The organism is Massilistercora timonensis (assembly GCF_048354975.1).
Classification (GTDB): domain Bacteria; phylum Bacillota; class Clostridia; order Lachnospirales; family Lachnospiraceae; genus Massilistercora; species Massilistercora timonensis.
The window spans coordinates 36,193-54,298 of sequence record NZ_DBGCJQ010000101.1 but is presented as its reverse complement, the minus strand read 5'-3'; the positions used below and the strand labels follow the sequence as shown (position 1 = coordinate 54,298).

Annotated in this window: 17 protein-coding genes; 6 read left to right on the top strand and 11 right to left on the bottom strand. The window is 43.9% G+C overall.

What is annotated here, in order from left to right:
* On the top strand, positions 1–502 hold a 502-nt coding region (locus ACML7B_RS09205; protein ID WP_418540806.1), incomplete at its 5' end, for an HAD family hydrolase.
* A 254-nt stretch (positions 503–756) separates the two neighbouring features.
* Here ACML7B_RS09205 and ACML7B_RS09200 read toward each other — a convergent pair.
* On the bottom strand, positions 757–1,647 hold the full coding sequence (locus ACML7B_RS09200; protein WP_346707296.1) for a LysR family transcriptional regulator: 891 nt from the start codon (positions 1,645–1,647) through the stop codon (positions 757–759).
* Positions 1,648–1,843: 196 nt separating this feature from the next.
* Between ACML7B_RS09200 and ACML7B_RS09195 the strand changes: the two genes are divergently transcribed.
* The gene (locus ACML7B_RS09195) at positions 1,844–2,875 is read left to right on the top strand and encodes a YeiH family protein (protein ID WP_418540803.1); all 1,032 of its coding nucleotides are present in this window, start codon (positions 1,844–1,846) and stop codon (positions 2,873–2,875) included.
* Between the two features lie 85 nt (positions 2,876–2,960).
* On the opposite strand, the gene ACML7B_RS09190 is transcribed toward ACML7B_RS09195, so the two are convergent.
* From ACML7B_RS09190 to ACML7B_RS09155, 8 genes are all read right to left on the bottom strand, one after another.
* Complete coding sequence (locus ACML7B_RS09190; RefSeq protein ID WP_418540800.1) at positions 2,961–4,379, bottom strand: aldehyde dehydrogenase family protein; 1,419 nt, start codon at positions 4,377–4,379, stop codon at positions 2,961–2,963.
* A 42-nt stretch (positions 4,380–4,421) separates the two neighbouring features.
* Complete coding sequence (locus ACML7B_RS09185; protein ID WP_418540797.1) at positions 4,422–5,435, bottom strand: ABC transporter permease; 1,014 nt, start codon at positions 5,433–5,435, stop codon at positions 4,422–4,424.
* Between the two features lie 24 nt (positions 5,436–5,459).
* The gene (locus tag ACML7B_RS09180) at positions 5,460–6,443 is read right to left on the bottom strand and encodes an ABC transporter permease (RefSeq protein WP_418540794.1); all 984 of its coding nucleotides are present in this window, start codon (positions 6,441–6,443) and stop codon (positions 5,460–5,462) included.
* Positions 6,443–7,978, bottom strand: a complete 1,536-nt coding sequence (locus ACML7B_RS09175; RefSeq protein WP_418540790.1) for a sugar ABC transporter ATP-binding protein — start codon at positions 7,976–7,978, stop codon at positions 6,443–6,445. The genes ACML7B_RS09180 and ACML7B_RS09175 overlap by 1 nt, the downstream gene beginning before the upstream one ends.
* Positions 7,979–8,102: 124 nt before the next feature.
* Positions 8,103–9,245: a substrate-binding domain-containing protein gene (locus ACML7B_RS09170; protein WP_418540787.1), complete on the bottom strand. Its 1,143-nt coding sequence runs from the start codon at positions 9,243–9,245 to the stop codon at positions 8,103–8,105.
* A 39-nt stretch (positions 9,246–9,284) separates the two neighbouring features.
* Positions 9,285–10,442: a mandelate racemase/muconate lactonizing enzyme family protein gene (locus ACML7B_RS09165; protein ID WP_418540784.1), complete on the bottom strand. Its 1,158-nt coding sequence runs from the start codon at positions 10,440–10,442 to the stop codon at positions 9,285–9,287.
* Between the two features lie 22 nt (positions 10,443–10,464).
* Entirely contained in the window at positions 10,465–11,478 is a 1,014-nt protein-coding gene (locus ACML7B_RS09160) for an aldo/keto reductase (protein ID WP_418540781.1), read from the bottom strand.
* A 186-nt stretch (positions 11,479–11,664) separates the two neighbouring features.
* On the bottom strand, positions 11,665–12,420 hold the full coding sequence (locus tag ACML7B_RS09155; protein WP_418540778.1) for an IclR family transcriptional regulator: 756 nt from the start codon (positions 12,418–12,420) through the stop codon (positions 11,665–11,667).
* Positions 12,421–12,632: 212 nt separating this feature from the next.
* Between ACML7B_RS09155 and ACML7B_RS09150 the strand changes: the two genes are divergently transcribed.
* From ACML7B_RS09150 to ACML7B_RS09135, 4 genes are read left to right on the top strand one after another with little or no spacing between them, the layout of a single operon-like run.
* Entirely contained in the window at positions 12,633–13,466 is an 834-nt protein-coding gene (locus ACML7B_RS09150; RefSeq protein ID WP_418540775.1) for a bifunctional 4-hydroxy-2-oxoglutarate aldolase/2-dehydro-3-deoxy-phosphogluconate aldolase, read from the top strand.
* Between the two features lie 37 nt (positions 13,467–13,503).
* Positions 13,504–14,535 carry a PfkB family carbohydrate kinase gene (locus ACML7B_RS09145; RefSeq protein ID WP_418540774.1) on the top strand — a complete coding sequence of 344 codons (1,032 nt, stop codon included), beginning with the start codon at positions 13,504–13,506 and terminating at the stop codon, positions 14,533–14,535.
* Positions 14,536–14,555: 20 nt separating this feature from the next.
* Positions 14,556–15,563 carry a dihydroxyacetone kinase subunit DhaK gene (locus tag ACML7B_RS09140; protein ID WP_418540772.1) on the top strand — a complete coding sequence of 336 codons (1,008 nt, stop codon included), beginning with the start codon at positions 14,556–14,558 and terminating at the stop codon, positions 15,561–15,563.
* A gap of 9 nt (positions 15,564–15,572) precedes the next feature.
* Positions 15,573–16,196: a dihydroxyacetone kinase subunit L gene (locus ACML7B_RS09135; RefSeq protein WP_418540771.1), complete on the top strand. Its 624-nt coding sequence runs from the start codon at positions 15,573–15,575 to the stop codon at positions 16,194–16,196.
* A 73-nt stretch (positions 16,197–16,269) separates the two neighbouring features.
* Here ACML7B_RS09135 and ACML7B_RS09130 read toward each other — a convergent pair whose 3' ends face one another.
* Positions 16,270–17,013 carry an SDR family NAD(P)-dependent oxidoreductase gene (locus ACML7B_RS09130; RefSeq protein WP_418540770.1) on the bottom strand — a complete coding sequence of 248 codons (744 nt, stop codon included), beginning with the start codon at positions 17,011–17,013 and terminating at the stop codon, positions 16,270–16,272.
* Positions 17,014–17,041: 28 nt separating this feature from the next.
* Complete coding sequence (gene aroB, locus ACML7B_RS09125; RefSeq protein ID WP_418540768.1) at positions 17,042–18,103, bottom strand: 3-dehydroquinate synthase; 1,062 nt, start codon at positions 18,101–18,103, stop codon at positions 17,042–17,044.
* Positions 18,104–18,106: the final 3 nt, after the last annotated feature.

Sequence of the window (18,106 nt, the reverse complement as noted above, 5' to 3'; positions counted from 1 at the left end):
CAGCTTCTCCAAGGATCTGTCCATCCGGCGGGAGGAAGTGGAGACGGAGGTGCTGGATTTCTACGGAAATGATTTCAACCAGGCCATCTGCACCACCCGGCCGGATCCCTTTGCGGCAGAGATCATCCGGTATCTGAAGGAGAAGGGGAAGAAAGTTTACCTTGCCACCAACCCGGTGTTTCCCCGGTGCGCCACCATGAACCGGATCCGCTGGGCCGGGCTTGACGCGGCGGATTTTGAGGAGATCACTACTTACGAGACCTGTCGGTACAGCAAACCCAGCGTGGGGTATTTCCAGGAGATCCTGGAGCGGAACCATCTTAAGCCGGAGCGCTGCCTGATGGTGGGAAACGACCGGCGGGAAGATCTGGCGGCAGGAGAGCTCGGGGTGAAGACCTACCTGGTGACTCAGTGCGTGGAACATGGCGAAGAGCCGGGAAGAGCAGATTACGAAGGGGCGAACCTGGAACAATTGTATCAGGATCTGAAGGAGCTGGTGTGACCGGCTCCTTTTTTGATGGCCGGATGTTGGAGAAGAAGGGAACAAGATAATAGGACAATTAAAAAGGACTGCATATTGGGAGGTGTGCAGTCCTGAGGAAAAAGTTATGAAAAAGAATTATAAGTGTCCGCCTCTTGCGAACAATTATAGTATAGGCAGAAACTGTGATAAAACTGTGATGAAAATAAGAACGATTTGTTAACAATTGTAAATTGTTTGAAGTGTAAACAAGGACGTAGCCTTTTTGCATTTTGCTACGTCCTAAATTGAAGCTCCCGAAAGACGTCCAGGAAGAATTCTTGAAATAAATTGTCCTTTTTCCAGACAATGGAGATTTCGTGCCGGATATCAAAGCTTGTTATCGGTATTTTTTGAATAGTCCCGTTTTTCAGTTCGGATTTTACCGCTGTCTCATAGAGGAAGGTGATCCCTGCGCCTGCAGCAGTCATTTCCTTAATGGCGTTCATATTTCCGATGGTGATTAGGTTGGCGAAATCGGAAGGCGCCAGGTCGTGGCTGTTCAGCGCTTGTTCCAGAATGGAGCGGGTCCCGGAGCCGGGTTCCCGGATCAAAAGCGTTTCGCCGGTAAGGTCCGTGAGAGAAAGGGCGCGCCGTGTATTGGCGAAAGGGTGGGAGGAGCTGCAGATAGGGACAAACTGGTCTGTCAGGAAGGGGATGTGGGAATAGGCGGCCCTGGAGTAATCCCCCTCCAGAATGGCAAAATCGATGGAGCCCTCATCCAGCTGCTGCAGTAACTGGGCAGTATTTGCCACCGTTACCGAGACGTCCGCATCTTTGTGGAGTTTCAGAAAATCGGCGAGGGGTCGGGCGATCATAAATTCGCCCACAGTCAGAGTGGCACCAAAATGCAGGGTTCTTTTCTTGTCCGTAAGAAAAGCCAGTTGTTCCTTCAGGTAGAGCTCATTGTTGTGGAGGGCGGTCAGGGAACGTTTCAGCAGCTTCCCGGCATCCGTCAGAAGAATACTTTTCCCAACAAAACGAAAAAGTTTCACACCGTAATACTCTTCAAGATATTGCATGTGCTGCGAGACGGCAGGCTGTGAAATGTGCAGTTTTTTCGCAGCGCGGGTAAAATTCATTTCCTGGCAGACAGTCAGGAAGGTCAAAGTACGGTAATCCAGCATGGCAGGCTCCTTTCATGGGGGCGACAGTTTTGGTGGGGACGTGGTATTTTTAAAAATACCACGTCCCAGATTGAAAAAAATAATAAGATATCTTTATTATAAAATAATGAATCATAATTTTACATAATTATAATGTCATGATATCATTACGTTTGGAAAAAAACAATGAGACAATAAAATTTTGCGGAGGAATGAGATGGATTTTATAAGAAAGAATGGAAAGGGGATCCTTGTGTGTCTGTGTATTGCGGTGCCGTCCTGGCTTTTGGGGAAGCGGTTTCCTATTGTTGGAGGACCGGTGATCGCTATTATCGCAGGGATGATCCTTACATTATTGATAAAGGATAAGAAGCGCCTGGAGGGCGGGATCAAGTATACGTCTAAGAAGATCCTGCAGTATGCGGTGATTCTGCTGGGGTTTGGCCTGAACCTGCAGGTGATCCTGCAGACAGGGAAACAGTCGCTGCCGATCATTGTTTCCACCATCGCTACGTCTCTGATCATCGCCTATGTGCTTCATAAGGTGATGCGTATTCCGGGGAAGATCTCCACGCTGGTGGGCGTGGGATCCTCGATCTGCGGGGGCTCGGCCATTGCGGCTACGGCGCCGGTGATCGATGCGGACGATGAGGAAGTGGCACAGGCGATCTCGGTTATTTTCTTCTTCAATGTGCTGGCGGCGGTGCTGTTCCCCACTCTGGGGACATTCCTGGGCTTCTCCCAGAGTTCCGGGGAGGCGTTCGGGATCTTCGCGGGGACGGCAGTGAATGACACTTCTTCTGTCACGGCCGCAGCCTCCACCTGGGACAGTATGTATCACCTGGGGAGCGCCACCCTGGATAAGGCGGTAACAGTGAAGCTGACCAGGACGCTGGCGATCATCCCCATCACTCTGGCACTGGCGTTTATCCGCACCAGGAAGGCGGAGAAGCAGGAAGGGGGAAATGTATCCCTGAAGCAGGTGTTTCCATTTTTCATCCTGTTTTTCATCGGGGCGTCTGTGATCACCACCATCGCAGTGTCTGCAGGGATCTCCGCGGATGTGTTCGCGCCGCTGAAAGAACTGTCCAAATTCTTTATTATTATGGCCATGGCGGCCATCGGGCTGAACACCAATATCGTGAAGCTGGTGAAGACTGGCGGAAAGCCCATTCTCATGGGAATGGCCTGCTGGATCGGGATCACACTGGTGAGTCTTGGGATGCAGCATGTGCTGGGAATCTGGTAAGAATTTAGTAAGAAATGCAAAAAGGGACAGGGTATTTTCAATCTGGGACGTGGTATTTTTAAAAATACCACGTCCCCAATTGATATTATTTGAAGAAACCGTTTAAAACAATATTCTTTTTATCTACCATTTCTAATAAGGTGGTGGCAAATCCTTCACTTCCGATTCCGCTCATTTTATGAGCTGTCCATGGCAGTGATGGTGGACGGATAGAACTTCCATTTACGCTGGCGGTCCCGACATCTAACTGATTGGCAAGTTTATATCCATGCTGATAATCGTTGGTTATTACACAGCCAGTAAGACCATATGTTGTTTGATTAGCAATTTCAATGGCTTCTTCTTCTGTGTCAAATCCAATAATAGGAAAGACAGGACCGAATATTTCCATATCATTTGCAATATCACTTTCGCGAGATACATTTGTAAGTACTGTGACGGGGAAATATGCATGGTCGAGACATTTTCCGCCAAGGATACAGGTGGCGCCTTGCGAGATTGCATGTTCTACCTGGGCCTGTACTTGTTCGCTGGCTTCTCGACTGACTAAAGGTCCCATTACTACATCTGGATCGAAAGGATCTCCCATACGAAGTTCTTTTAATTTGGAAACAAGACGTTCTGTGAATTCTTCTTTTATAGAATTATGGACTACAAAACGCTTCATACAGGCGCAAACTTGCCCGGAATTCATAGTGCGGCTTCCGATACTACAATCAACAGCATGATCAATATCGCTGTCTTTTAGGATAATCATAGCGTCATTTCCGCCCAATTCAAGAGATACTCTTGCCATGTGTTTGGCTGCGTTTTCATATACACTAATTCCAGCTTCCGTGCTGCCGGTTAACGAAATGGCGTTTACCTTAGGGGAAGAAGATAAATATTCACCGATATCAGAGCCTCTTCCTGTTACGATCTGAAGAGCTTCTGCGGGAACACCGGCATCGAGTATAATTTGTGTCATTAAAATATTGGCGAGAGGAGTTACAGTAGCTGGTTTTACAATAACAGCATTTCCCATGGCTAATGCAGGCGCAACTTTATGCGAATATAAATCTACAGGGAAGTTGAAGGGAACAATGCAAGCAACTACACCAAGAGGATCGTAGCTTAAAAGGATTAAACTATCCTCATCGGGAATGACTTCTTTGTATAAATGCCTCATTTTTTCTGCATATCCGCGAAAAACTTTCGTAGCGCCAATTACCTCACCCAAAGCATCTGCATATGGTTTTCCATTTTCTTTACATAAGGTTTCGGCAAGGAGTTCCTTGGATTCTAATAAGCGATCCGCCACGTTGCATAAAATTTCATATCTCTTTTCAAAGGAATAAGAAGACCAGATTTTAACACCTTTTTTTGCGGTATCTAACGCTAATTCAAGATCCTCATTTGTGGCAGCAGGAACAGAGTCAATGGGCATACTTGTAGCAGGGTTAAAGACCTCAATAGAAGCATTATTGCTTGCAGCTGTAGCTTTTCCGTTAATGATCATTTTCATAACAAAAACATCTCCTTTCAGATTAAAATTTTGATGGCTAGATTAAGTGGAGGCAGAGGATTGCTTCTTGACTGAACGTTTGCCTTTTCCAGAGCGTTCTTTGAATGCAGTCAGTGAAACTGCAGCAATAATAACAATACCGTTAAAGATAAAACGTACATCGTTACCCATGGCTTCCAGCGTAATAAAATTAGCAATAAAGCAAACAAATATCGCGCCAATCACTGTCCCAGCCACGTTGAAACGTCCTTTTTTTGAAATAAGTGTACTTACGAAAACCGCAATTACAATATCATTTAGATAGGTTTCCAAATCTTTTGGAACGGCACTACCACTTCTTGATGACAGCATGATGCCTGCCAGAGCAGCAAGAACGCCACAAAGTACATAGGTACTTCCAAAAACCAGTCTTGTATTTACGCCAGACAAATAAGCGGCGCGTGTGTTGGAAGCAAGAGCGTCCATGTGACGCCCTAATACAGAACGTTCTCGAATGAAATACATAACAATTATTACAATAATTGCGATCACGATCATAAAAGATATACCGCCGATTTTGCCTTGTCCAATGAAGAGATACGCACCGGTCTGTGTTTTGGGAAGTGCAAAAATAATCTGCGGTTGGGCACCATTAGTAAGTACAAGTTCAAAACTTCTGATAATAAACATCATTCCCATCGTGCCAATGAGAGAAGGGACACCGAGATACGCCATAAGAAAAGCGTTTATTAGTCCCATTGCAAGACCAAATAGTAACCCTATGGCAAGTGCCTCGGCAGAGGAACAGCCTTTTACCATGGAAATACAGCTAACAACAGCTACTGCATCTGCGATCTGAGCAGTAGAAAGATCAATTCCTCTAACAAGAACTGTTGTCATTAGGCCAAGTGACATTACGATCAGAGGGCATGCACTGGTCAAAACAGTTAAAATGTTTCTAGGACGTAAAAAATAATCGTTTATACAATGAAAAATTATGAACAGAACCAAGATGCTTATAATTACGCTATAGTTCTTAAAAATTTCATTGATTATATTTTTGCTTTTGTTCTCCATATGTATTACTCCCTTGTCTTAATATTAAAACAGCGTTACTTGACCGATTTCACGCTTTTTAATTACTTTTACTAAAATTGACAGTATTAAAACAATTCCGAGAATACCGTTGATTACCTGATCTGTGATACTGTTGAGAATCAGAGCATTGCTTAGTGCTCCAATAAACAGAGCGGAGATAATCGTTCCGAGCACATTCATTTCACCGTTTTTGGACATTGTACTTCCCAAATAGCAGCAAATGATTGCTTTTACAAGGTATTCAAAAGTGACATTGAGAGCACTGGCGCCATTTGAATAGGAACAACGCATAACGCCTACAAATCCAAGTAGTGCGCCTGAGATAATATAACCGAGCGCCAGGTATTTACGAGGATTAACACCGCGCATTTCAGCAGCAACCGGATTGATCCCACATGCGCAACAGCGAAGGCCGGTTTTTGTGTGCTTTAGAAAATAATGAAGAATTACTCCGATGAATATCATAATGATAAAAAGCACGGGCAAAAGATCTAAAATGTAACCACCACCGAGAGTTGAAAACAATCCCTGATTTCTAATGGTAAGGGTTGCACCTTGATTGACCATGGCAGTTAATCCTTGTACAATATACATACTTCCGAGAGTTCCAACAAAGTTTGGAAGACGCATCCCTGCAACAAAAAATGCATTCATACATCCGATTAAAAGTCCCAGAAAGATTCCTACTGGAATAGAGTACATTGCGTTTATGCCAAGAGATAAGATCATCCAGGCAGTGAGATTTGTAAAAAGGTTCAATGTGGCGCCGCCGCACATATCAAAGCCCCCAGCAACAAGGACGACATGAAAAGCCAGTGCTACCAATGCAAGGATACTTCCCTGTTTTAAAACATCCATTAGATTTTCAAGTCTAAAAAAAAGAGGGACACGTAAACCTAATATGAGCAATACGGCAATCATGATCACGATAGAACCAAATTTGAGTAACGCACTTGGTTCAAAAGAAACCGTTGTCTTCATTTTCATTATATATCACCGCCTTTTGTAATCTGTTTTTTCTCCGACTCATTGCCTCCGCTGGACCAGTAGAGAAGCTTTTCTTCGGTAGCCTCGTTTCTGTCCAGGACTTTTGTAATCTTTCCTTTGTTAAAGACGGCAATTCGATCACACATGCCGAGAAGTTCATCATTTTCGGAAGAGACAAAAATGATGCCACAGCCTTTTTTGGCTAAATTAACCATTAGCTTATACATTTCTGTTTTAGAACCAATATCAACGCCAGTGGTTGGCTGGTCGAAAATAAAGAGGTGAGCGTTTCCGGTCATCCATTTTCCGACAACAACTTTTTGTTGATTTCCGCCGGAAAGTTCATTTACCAGCTGATCTTTTCCGTCGCATAAAATAGCCAAAGACTCGATGGAATGTTGAGAAAGCTCATTTTCAAGTTTCCGATTTATAAGTCCATGCCGGGATATTTTCGCGGTATTTGCAAGAGATAAGTTCTCAGCAATACTCATTTTGCCAACAATACCCTCGTTTCGTCGATCTTCCGGAATAAAAGCAATACCGGCTTTTTTGGCAGAAATGGGAGAACGCGGAGTATAGGGGGCCCCGTTGATCTCAATACTTCCACCTTTCTTTTCCAATGCCCCATATAAAGTTAACATAGCTTCTGTACGTCCCGCTCCAATCAGGCCGGCCATGCCATATATTTCGCCTTTGTGAACAGTAAAGTCGACAGATTTGAGGACGTTTCCCTCGGTAAGCCCTTTTACATTTAAAATGACATCCCCTTGTTCAACAGGTTCCTTTGGATAGTATTCCTCTAATTTATGTCCGATCATGAGAGATACTATTTCATCGTGCGTTACGTTACAAATTTCTAAATTTCCTTGATTTTTGCTATCTCGCAAAACCGTGATGGAATCTGCAATTTGAAAGATTTCATCTAGATGATGGGAGATGTAAATGATAGCGACGCCTTTTTGCGATAAAACTTTTATGATATCAAAAAGTTTTTCGATTTCCTTATTACTCAGCGAGGCTGTGGGCTCGTCTAAAATCAGTACCTTTGGATTTTTTAGGAGAGCAGAAATGATTGCGACTTGTTCGCGATTGCCAACAGAAAGATCAGCTAAGAAGTCACTGGATTTAAAATCTGCTCCGATAAGTTTTAATTGCTCCTCGACGCGTGCCCGCATGGTTTTAAAATCAAGGGCGCCGTTTGCTTTCTTAAGTTCTGATCCCAGATAAGCGTTGCGCACGACATCAAAAGACGGAACCATTTGTTGGTCCTGATGGATAATGGCAATCCCCAGTTGTTCGGCATCTTGGGGGTTTTTAATATCTACTTCTTTGCCATCGAAAAAAATGCTGCCGGCATCTTTTTGATAAACACCCGTAAGGATTTTAACTAATGTTGATTTTCCCGCACCGTTTTGGCCGACAAGAGCCCGGACTTCTCCTTCGGAGACAGACAGGCTGATATGTTGCAGGACCTTGTTTTTATAAAAGCTTTTACAGATATCGACACATTCGAATATTTTTTTTCCGTTTTTCATTAATCATTACCCCGTTCCTGAATGTTAAGTACAAAGGTTGTAATGTTATAAAAAGCCACACCGACTGGCAAACCCAGCCAGTGTGGCAGTTTTTTGCAACAAACCTTAGTAAAGACTATATCGCTTATTCCGGAGCGATGGAGCTGACAGGTGTTACTTCAAGAGTCTGATCAAAAGTGGATTCGATGTTGGATTTATCGAGTCCGGACTTTTCCCAAAATTCTTCTCCCCAACGGAATTCGGCGGTAGAAACAAAGTTGGCTCTTGTACAAAGATAGCAGGGTACAAATGTAAGTTTGCTAATATCTTCTTCTGTTTTTTCGCCATTCAGATAATCAAGAAGAACATAGGCGGCCTGCCGTCCGATCTCAGGAATATCCTGTGCTACAGTAAATACACGGGGACTTTCAGGATCGGCCATTTGCTGGAAGGAAAGCATATCGCCATCAATTGTTCCGACTTTGATCTCGTTGCGTCCGGCGTTTTTAATTGACTCTACGGCACCGGATACTAACTGGTCGAAAGCACCGCCCACAGCGGCAATGCTTCCCGGGTCGGGATTGGCAGTAAGAATTTCTTCCATCTGGCTCTGTACTTTGGCGGAATTGATTTCGGTGTTAATAACTTCAATCTCTACATCGGGATAGTCTTCGGCCATGGCTTCCAACATACGCAGACGAGTTTCGCAAATCTGATCTCCTGCAAGGTGGAAATAGATAATTTTTCCTTTGTAATCAATAGAGGCGAGAAGAGCATTTGCGCAAAGAGAAGAGAGCATGCTGTTATCACCATTTACATTCGTAAGCGCACCGTCAATACAGCTGGCGAAATTGATTAATACAACAGGAATACCTTTTTCCTGAGCAGCAGCAACAAGCGGCTCGGTCTGTATCATGTCGCCATTATGGATAACCAGGCCGTCAATGTCGGAGTTTAACAAACTTTCAATATTTTCAGCATGTTTAGCGAGATCCGTATCAGCATTTGTTGTTGTGATTTCGCCACCGGCTTCTTCTACGACTTCTGTAAAAGCAGCAAGAGAATCACGGTCGAAATCGTTAGTGATCTGTTTTGCAGCCCATCCGATTTTATAAGTGCCGCCAGATGACCCGCCGCCGGATGCTGATTCGTTGGATTCTTCTGTAGAAGTATCAGAAGAACTGTCGGTAGTGGCGGTATCGCCGCCGCTTGAACAACCAATCATTGAAAAGAGAAATGTTGTAACTAAAAAAGCGGAGATGACTTTTTTCCATTTTTTCTTCATCATAATTTTTTACCTCCCAAAAATGTTTGATTCGTTAACCGCTCAAACAGAAGAAAGATGACTCACACAGAATTTTTCAACGGTGTTTTCGTTGATGTGAATTCCAAGTCCGGGAGCCTGGGGGATATCTACATATCCATCTTGAATATCAAAAACAATATCGCACAGAGCTTCCCGAATTGGGCTGTAAGATTGGTCAAATTCCATAATAGTTTCATTTTCAAGCGGTTTCATCATATTGGTATATGGTGTTGGCATAAGTGTTGAGGAGATGGCTAATGAGGCCGCTATGTTTACGGTTGATCCCCATGAATGCAGGCAAACGGGGATGCCAAATGCATTCGCCATGGCGCTGATATATCGGATTTCTGAAAGGCCGCACCGTTCTACATCGGGTTGCAGGATGCTTAAAGCCCGGTTTCCGACTATTTCTTTTGCCTCAAACCGGTTTCGCAGTAATTCACCTCCGGCAATGGGGATTGGTTGATTATATTTAACCTGACAGTAGGAATGGATATCCGTACCAATAACCGGTTCTTCAAACCAACCGATGTTGTATTCTTCCATTCTTTTGCCGATATCGATTGCAGCGGCAGTGTGATAAGCCTGATTTGCATCTACAAAAAGTAATACATCATCGCCGATAATTCGCCGTACTTCCTTGATCCGCTTGATATCTTCTTTGATCGGAACTTTTCCGATTTTCATTTTCATGGCTTTAAAACCACGCTGTACATAACTGTCAGCTTCTTCTAACAGCATTTTCAAAGAATTTTCATGATCATAATAATAAAGTCCGGTCGCATATACAGGGATTTTTGTCCTTACTGCGCCACCAAGCAAAGTGGAAATAGATTTGCCGCTTGCTTTTCCGGCAATATCCCAGAGAGCCATATCCATTGAAGCGATAGCGTCTCCACCAAAGCCGCCTGTATACCCCGCATTTGATAATGCGGTATACATTTTGAAGTACAGGTTGTTGATGTTTAGTGGATCCTGTCCCATCACAGCGGGCGCAAGGAGCTCCTTGATAACAGAAGCGCAAGGTGCAACACCGCCTTCTCCCCAACCGATGTAGCCTTCATCTGTTGAAATTTTTGTGAGCAGCATATATCGCTCTTTTGAATACCCCTGTGAGCCACTGATTGGAATATTGAAATCATGGCGTAAAACATAGGTATCTACTCTTGAGATTTTCATTTAGATTTCTCCTCTGAAAAATTTATTCATCATATGCAGTGTTTTGCCCGCCGAAGGAACTGTTAGTATCAATGGTGCCAAAAATTTCGTCATACCGTTGATCTATAATTTTGCGTTCTTCTTCGGTCAGTTCCCAGTCTACGCACTTAAGGTTTTCAATGATTTCTTCTGGCCGACACGCGCCGCATAACGACGAAGTGATACCAGGATATCCGAGTACCCAGTTAAGAGAAACTTCGGCAACAGATACGCCACGCCCATCGGCAATTTCCCTGAGAGTTTTCAGAAGTTCCTGGCACATAGACCAGAGAGGTTCCTCATAGAACGTGTAGAAGGTAGAACGGGCCTCGTTGCCCTTGGTAACCGGTTTTTCCATTTTTCCGGTTAATATTCCTCCTCCCAGTGATCCATAATTTACAATACCAATATTATTTTCGCGGCAGAAATTGAATGTGCCGTCTTTCTCAGAAGCGCGATTTAGCAAGTTGAGCGGCAACTGAGCTGCAACAATCTTACCAATATCTCTGCCAAGCTTAAGTTGATCAACATTAAAATTGGAAACAGCAATTTCCCGGATTTTTCCTTCATCTTTCATCTTTAAAAGTTCTTCGAAAGCACCTTCCAGAGGATTGTTGTTTTCCGGCCAATGAATCATCATGATATCAATGTAATCGGTTCCCAATCTGACTAATGATTCCTCAAGGCTGATACGGATCATCTGGGGGCTGAGGCAAAGAAAATAAGCAAACTCATCCAGAATATTACTGTAATAGCGTCCGGGCCCGAGCTTGGTTTCCAAGATAACTTTGTCTCGGCGACCTTTCAATGCTTTTCCAACTACTCGTTCTGAGCGTCCGTTAAAGCCATAACCAGCAGCAGTATCAATAAAGTTGATGCCCATGTCCATTCCGGCGTGAATAGTGCGGATGGCCTCTCCAACATCCACGTCGCCAAAAGTATCGCCGCCCATTGCCCAAGTACCCTGTCCGATTACAGATACTTCAAAAGAGCTGTTGCCAAGCTTTTTGTACTTCATATCTTTTGATACCTCCTTTGTTATTCTTTTTTCTATACGTTTCGAAACGGTCGTTATATGATACATACTAATCGATAATAGAGCCAATGTCAATGAAATGTTGTCATATTTGCAAAAAAAAACGAGGCATACGCCTCGTTTTTAGAGAAATCACAATATTTTGCTTATTTGTCTTGTAATTTGTCGCTATATAGTATATTCATCATACCCTATTCGTTTTGAGATCTTTAATGCGCAAGTGCGTAAAGGTTCGATGATTTTCTCTACATCGATTGGCTTGGGGCCGGAAGTGCTGATAGCAGCAATTATATGACTTCGGTAATCTCTGATCGGAGCTGCTACACACCAGACGTTTTCTTCGTTTTCCTCCCGGTCAAGGGCAAATCCATTTGCGCGTACCTGGCGGATTTCATTTAGGAATCCGTCAATGGAAGTTATGGTATGTTTTGTTTGGCTTTCCATACCAACCGTTTCAAGAAGAGCGGTGATTTTAGTGTCGCTTAATTCAGAAACAAGAACCTTTCCAAGAGCGGTTGAATGTATATTTGAAAGTTTTCCAATATAAGAAATCAAAGGGATAGGGCTTTGCGGCTGAACTTTATCAACATAACAGACTTTGCCATCTGTTAAGATTCCCATATGGCAAACCTGATTGAGCATATAGGATAATTCCTGTAAAAGCGGTGAAGCTTCTGTTTGAAGTTCTAGTTGGTTGAGTTTTTCGCTGGCCAGATGAACCACTTTTAGACCGACACTGTAAATATTTGTTGCGGGATCTCGCTCAATATATCCTCTTTCCATTAAGGAAGCGATTAGCCGGCTGGTGGTAGTTCTGTCAAGATTTAATTCGGTTTGTATTTCTTTTAGCGTCTGTGGCCTTTGGGAAATCATTTCAAGAACAATTAGCGCGCGTTCGACGGTTTGCAATTTTAAGCTGCTCACTTTTTATTCACCACCTTTACAGTTCGAGTGATTACATTTTACTACAAATATTTTATAAAAGAAACGAAATTTTTTCGTTTTTGCCAATTTTTGTCTTTTATTTGCTTTCTAAATTGCCAGTTTTTTTGCTTTTTATGAAACATATTGACAGATATCATTATATGATATAATATGCTCATATAAAGAACAAAAAATAGAATGGAGGGATAATAATGATCAGTGAAGAAATTGGAAGAATAGGACTAATTCCTATTGCGGTATTCGAGCGAGAAGAAGATATTCTTCCAACAGCAAAAGCATTGCTTCAAGCAGATATTCCGGTTATTGAGATTACTTTTCGGACGAGTTTGGCAGAGCCTGCAATAAAAAAAGTTAAACAGGCTTTTCCGGAGATGCTTGTTGGAGCAGGGACAATTCTTACAAAAGAGCAAGCGTATACAGCTGTGAAAGCAGGAGCGGATTTTATTGTAACTCCAGGATTGAAAGAAGAAGTTGTGAAAGTATGTCAAAAGGAAGAGAAGTTAATTATACCAGGTTGTGTTACTCCCTCGGAGATTAGTCGTGCGTTTGAATTGGGGATACATATAGTAAAATTTTTTCCTGCAAGTGTTTATGGAGGAATTAAAGGCTGCAAAGCATTGCATGGTCCCTTTGGCAATATCAAATTTGTTCCGACAGGAGGAGTTGGTCTGGAAAACTTGCAGGATTATGCAAAGCTGCCCTTTATACATGCGGTTGGGGGCGGATGGCTTTGTGACAAGAAAGATATGTTGAGCGGAAATTATGCCAGGATCAGTGAAACGGCAAAGAAATCCATAGATGTTCTTTTAGGGTTTGGCGTGATGGGGGAAGATTCTATTCCGGTATCTTTTCATAGTGTGGCAGAGAATGAAAAAGGGCAAGGAAAGCAATCCATTTATACAAACTCTGTTGAACGAGCTATATATTATTTGGGAAAGTATGGTTGGAAGATGGAAAAAAGAGAGGAGGATAGGGTGCGTCTTAAAGACGAACAAGGAGCGGAAGTATGTCTTGTGCAGGCATAGACTTTACGGTTAATAATTAAGAGGAGGTGTATGTAGAATGGAAGAATTTGTTGCATTTGGAGAGGTGTTATTACGTTTAAAGTCTATCGGGTATGAAAAATGGTTTCAGTCACCATATCTTGAAGCTACTTTTGGGGGCGGAGAAGCAAATGTAGCAGTGTCTTTGGCAAATTATGGCGTAAAAGCCAAATTTGTGACGGCGCTGCCTGAAAATAATGAGATTGCAGATGCCTGCATACGACAATTAAGAGGATTTAATGTTGATACGTCTGAAATTGTTAGAACTGATGGACGGATAGGTATTTATTTTTTAGAAGGCGGAACAAATCAAAGACCTTCTAATGTTATTTATGACAGGGAGGCATCTGCAATTTCTTTATTGCAGCCACAAGATATCGACTGGGAACGAGTATTTAAAAATGCAGGTTGGTTTCATTTTACAGGGATTACACCAGCAATCAGTGAAAATGCTAAAAATGCTGTGCTAGAAGCGGTTAAAAAGGCAAAAGAATATGGGATCACGATTTCTTGCGACTTAAATTATAGGAAAAAGTTATGGAAATACGGGAAGTCTGCACCTGAAGTTATGAAAAAGTTGTTTTCCTATGTTGATATTGGAATAGCGAATGAAGAGGATTGTCAAAAATCGCTAGGGATTAGCGCAGACGTTGATGTTGAAAGCGGTGATTTGTCGGTAGAGAAATATAAAGTATTGGGAAGAAAAGTATTGGAAATGTATCCAAATTTAAAAATGTTGGCGATTACTTTACGTGAATCAAAATCAGCAAGTATCAATGGTTGGTCTGCCTGCTTAATAACAAGAGATGATTTTTATCATAGTAAATATTATTTAATTAGTGATATTGTTGACAGAATCGGTGGAGGCGATTCGTTTGCGGCAGGGTTAATTTATGGACTTCATCAAATGAAAGATTGTCGGCAGGCTTTAGAATTTGCGGTTGCAGCAAGCTGTCTGAAACATACAATCCCAGGAGATTATAACAGAGTGACGGTCGAAAATGTGAAAAAGCTTATGGAAGGAGACCAGTCCGGACGTGCGGACCGCTAAATTGAAAAGGAGAAAATGTTATGAAAAAAATAGTAAATAATCCAGAAAAATATGTTGAAGAAGCAATGGAAGGTATTGTTGCGGCATATGGAGACAAGGTAGAATTTTTAAATGGAGATTTCCGGGTTCTTTTGTCAAAGAAGGGAAAGCAAGAGGGAAAAGTAGGAATTGTAACAGCAGGTGGATTTGGTCATTTGCCGGTTTTTCTTGGTTATGTAGGGGAAGGAATGGTAGATGCCTGTGCGGTTGGGAATGTTTTTGCGTCACCGGCATATACAAAAATGGAAGCGGCGATAAAAGCTGTAGATAGCGGAAGCGGTGTGCTGTGTATCTATGGGAATTACGGTGGAGATAAAATGAATTTTGAACAGGCAATGGAAGACTGTGAGATGGATGATATTACTTGTAAGTCAGTTGTGGTCTGTGACGATATTGCTTCAAGCCCAAAAGCTGATTGGGAGAAAAGAAGAGGCGTTGCGGGGATTGTCTATGTGTATAAATGTGCCGGCGCAGCAGCTAAACAGTTATGTACCTTGGAAGAGGTTGCTGCTATTGCGGAAAAAGCAATGAAGAATGTATATACGATTGGAATTGCATTGTCGCCATGTGTAGTTCCGGAGGTGGGAAAGCCAACATTCCAGATTGCGGATGACGAGATGGAAATCGGGATGGGAATACATGGAGAAAAAGGAATTGAAGTTAGTAAAATGATGAGCGCAGATGAAATCAGTGAAACTTTGATGAAAAAGCTTTTAGAAGATGCTGAGATCCAGAAAGGTGATGAGGTTTCAGTTATGATAAATGGATTAGGGGCGACTCCGTTGGAAGAACAATTTATTGTATTTCGTCGAGTGGCTCAAATATTAGAAGAGAAAGGAGTTAATATTTTTATGCCACATGTGGGAGAATTTGCCACATCTATGGAAATGGCTGGACTTTCCATTACATTATTTAAGTTGGATGAACAACTAAAAGAATTATTGCGATTTCCGGTAAATACTCCGTTTTATACAAATGCAAATAAGTAGAGGTGTGAAATGACAGTAAAAGAATTAAAAGAAATCACAGAAGCTATATACTTTAAAATTAACGAAAATAAAGATTATTTGACCCGATTAGATCAAGAAAGCGGAGATGGAGATTTGGGAATATCCATGGTTTCTGGATTCCAGGCCGTAAAAAATTATATGGAAACGACGGAAGAAGCGGATTTGGGACGGGCTTTAAATAAGTGTGGAGATGTCTTTAATGAAGCGGCACCGAGTTCATTAGGAACAATATTAACGTTTTTCTTAAAAGGGATGGCTAAAAATTTGAAAGGTTGTTCTGAATGTGGTTTGGATAGGATTGCAGAAGCATTGCAACAAGGAATAGAAAATATAATGAAGAAAGCAGGTTCTAAGCCGGGAGAAAAAACAATATTAGATTCCCTGTTGCCAGCAGTTCAAACGCTTAGATCTTCCAAAGATAGGAATGTAATAGAAGAAGCGGCAATGGCGGCAAAAAAGGGATGTGAAAAAACACGGGAGATGAAAGCGGTTTGGGGAAGAGCGGCTTATTACGGAGAGAAAAGTATTGGAATAATAGATGGCGGAGCAGCTGTGGGTGCGTTGGTTTTTGAAGCTGTGAATGAATGGGAAAAGGGAGTGTGTAATAAGTAGTTTTGATAAAAAGGGACAGGGTATTTTCAATCTGGGACGTGGTATTTTTAAAAATACCACGTCCCCAATTATTTTATACCGTAGTAAAAAGGTCCAGGACCTGGCCGGTCATAACCGGCGGCGCGTCGCACAGCAGGTAAAGGATTGCCTTTGCCACATCTGCGGCGCTGCCCATCTGGACGTCATCCTGTCCTACGTTGTGGTTGTACACCCGCTGGCCGGGAGTGTCTACAATGCCCGGGGCCACTGCGTTGGCCCGGATGCCGTACTCTTTGGTCTGGATGGCGGTGGTCTTGGTCAGGGTGACGATGCCGCCTTTGGCCACGGCGTAAGCCCCCATCTGAGAGGCGATACGCCCCATCCGGGAGGAGACGCTGACGATGTCTCCGCTGCCCTGGCGGATCATGACGGGCACCACCTTATTGATACACAGGAAGGGGATCTTCAGATTGGTCTTGATGATCTGATCCCACTGTTCCTCAGACCACTCCCAGATCTTGATGGCCTGCTGTCTGACTTTGTCATAGATCTCCGAAGGATAACCTCCGGCGTTATTTACCAGGATGTCAATACGGCCGAAACGCGCTACTACTTCATCGACCATGGATTGTACCTGGGCCGCGTCGGTCAGGTCCCGGGAGAGGGCGATGGCGCTTCCGCCTGCTTCTTCAATTAATCTGACGGTCTCATCCAGATCTGCCTGGGTCCGGGCAACGGCCACGACGGTGGCGCCTTCCGAGGCGACGGCCAGAGCGGCTTCCCGCCCGATGCCTTTCCCGGCTCCGGTAACAATGGCGATCTTACCTTGTAATTTCAATGTCTGTTCCTCCAATCTAATCTAAGGATCACACGGTCCGGTTTTCCCCTTCGAAAAATCCGGCGTCCGCAGGATAAATATAGCTGTCTCCGATCTCGTGGAGCAGGATCAGGTTTAAGTGTCCTCCCAGGTTTTTCTTGTCCCGGGTGATGGCCCCTGTCAGTTCTCCAAGAGGGAGTCCGCAGGCGTGGGGCAGTCCGTAGATATCCAGAAGTTTCCGGATCTCCTCTGCGGTTCCGATCCTGGTAAGGCCTTTTTCCTCTGCCATCCGGCAGATCTGATACATGCCGATGGCCACTGCTTCCCCGTGGCTTTCCCGCTCATACTGGAAATGTTGTTCAATGGTATGTGCCAGAGTGTGGCCGAAATTTAAGAGCATCCGCTCTCCGGTATCGAACTGGTCCCGTTCAACCACCTGGCGTTTGATGTCCACGCACCGGAAAATGATATCCCCCAGATCTTCCCTCAGATCCTCAAAGGAGGTGTGGCCGGAAAGCAGCCGGAAGAGTCCGGCATCCCGGATACATCCGTACTTGATCACTTCTCCCATGCCGTCCTTCCGGAACCGTTCCGGAAGGGTGTCAAGGACTGTGGGATCAATGAGCACCAGAGAGGGCTGGAAGAATGCGCCCACCAGGTTCTTTCCCTGGGGCAGGTCCACAGCGACCTTTCCGCCTACAGAAGAATCCACCTGAGCCAGGAGAGAAGTGGGGATCTGCACCAGGCGCACGCCCCGCAGGAAGCTGGAGGCGGCAAAGCCGGCCAGATCACCGATCACTCCGCCGCCCAGGGCGATCACCAGGTCGCTTCTGGAGATCCCGGCGGCAAGAAGGGCATCGTAGATCCGGGGCAGGGACTGGAAATCTTTGGTGGATTCCCCGTGGGGGAGCACCAGGCTGTGACAGTCCCAGACGGCGGAAAGGGCGTCCAGAAGTTTCTCTCCATAGAGAGGATACACGTTGTCATCGGAGATGATCATGATCCGTTTCCCGGTAAATGCGGTTTCTATATAGGACGCTGCATTTCCAAGAAGCCCGTCTTCAATATAGATGGGATAGCTGCTGGCTCCAAGGTCTACCGTAAGTTTCATGGA

Bases quoted from the DNA above. Each gene is read 5' to 3' on its own strand.
- ACML7B_RS09200 (WP_346707296.1), bottom strand. From the start codon at position 1,647: ATGCTGGATTACCGTACTTTGACCTTCCTGACTGTCTGCCAGGAAATG.
- ACML7B_RS09195 (WP_418540803.1), top strand. From the start codon at position 1,844: ATGGATTTTATAAGAAAGAATGGAAAGGGGATCCTTGTGTGTCTGTGT.
- ACML7B_RS09190 (WP_418540800.1), bottom strand. From the start codon at position 4,379: ATGAAAATGATCATTAACGGAAAAGCTACAGCTGCAAGCAATAATGCT.
- ACML7B_RS09185 (WP_418540797.1), bottom strand. From the start codon at position 5,435: ATGGAGAACAAAAGCAAAAATATAATCAATGAAATTTTTAAGAACTAT.
- ACML7B_RS09180 (WP_418540794.1), bottom strand. From the start codon at position 6,443: ATGAAAATGAAGACAACGGTTTCTTTTGAACCAAGTGCGTTACTCAAA.
- ACML7B_RS09175 (WP_418540790.1), bottom strand. From the start codon at position 7,978: ATGAAAAACGGAAAAAAAATATTCGAATGTGTCGATATCTGTAAAAGC.
- ACML7B_RS09170 (WP_418540787.1), bottom strand. From the start codon at position 9,245: ATGATGAAGAAAAAATGGAAAAAAGTCATCTCCGCTTTTTTAGTTACA.
- ACML7B_RS09165 (WP_418540784.1), bottom strand. From the start codon at position 10,442: ATGAAAATCTCAAGAGTAGATACCTATGTTTTACGCCATGATTTCAAT.
- ACML7B_RS09160 (WP_418540781.1), bottom strand. From the start codon at position 11,478: ATGAAGTACAAAAAGCTTGGCAACAGCTCTTTTGAAGTATCTGTAATC.
- ACML7B_RS09150 (WP_418540775.1), top strand. From the start codon at position 12,633: ATGATCAGTGAAGAAATTGGAAGAATAGGACTAATTCCTATTGCGGTA.
- ACML7B_RS09145 (WP_418540774.1), top strand. From the start codon at position 13,504: ATGGAAGAATTTGTTGCATTTGGAGAGGTGTTATTACGTTTAAAGTCT.
- ACML7B_RS09140 (WP_418540772.1), top strand. From the start codon at position 14,556: ATGAAAAAAATAGTAAATAATCCAGAAAAATATGTTGAAGAAGCAATG.
- ACML7B_RS09135 (WP_418540771.1), top strand. From the start codon at position 15,573: ATGACAGTAAAAGAATTAAAAGAAATCACAGAAGCTATATACTTTAAA.
- aroB (WP_418540768.1), bottom strand. From the start codon at position 18,103: ATGAAACTTACGGTAGACCTTGGAGCCAGCAGCTATCCCATCTATATT.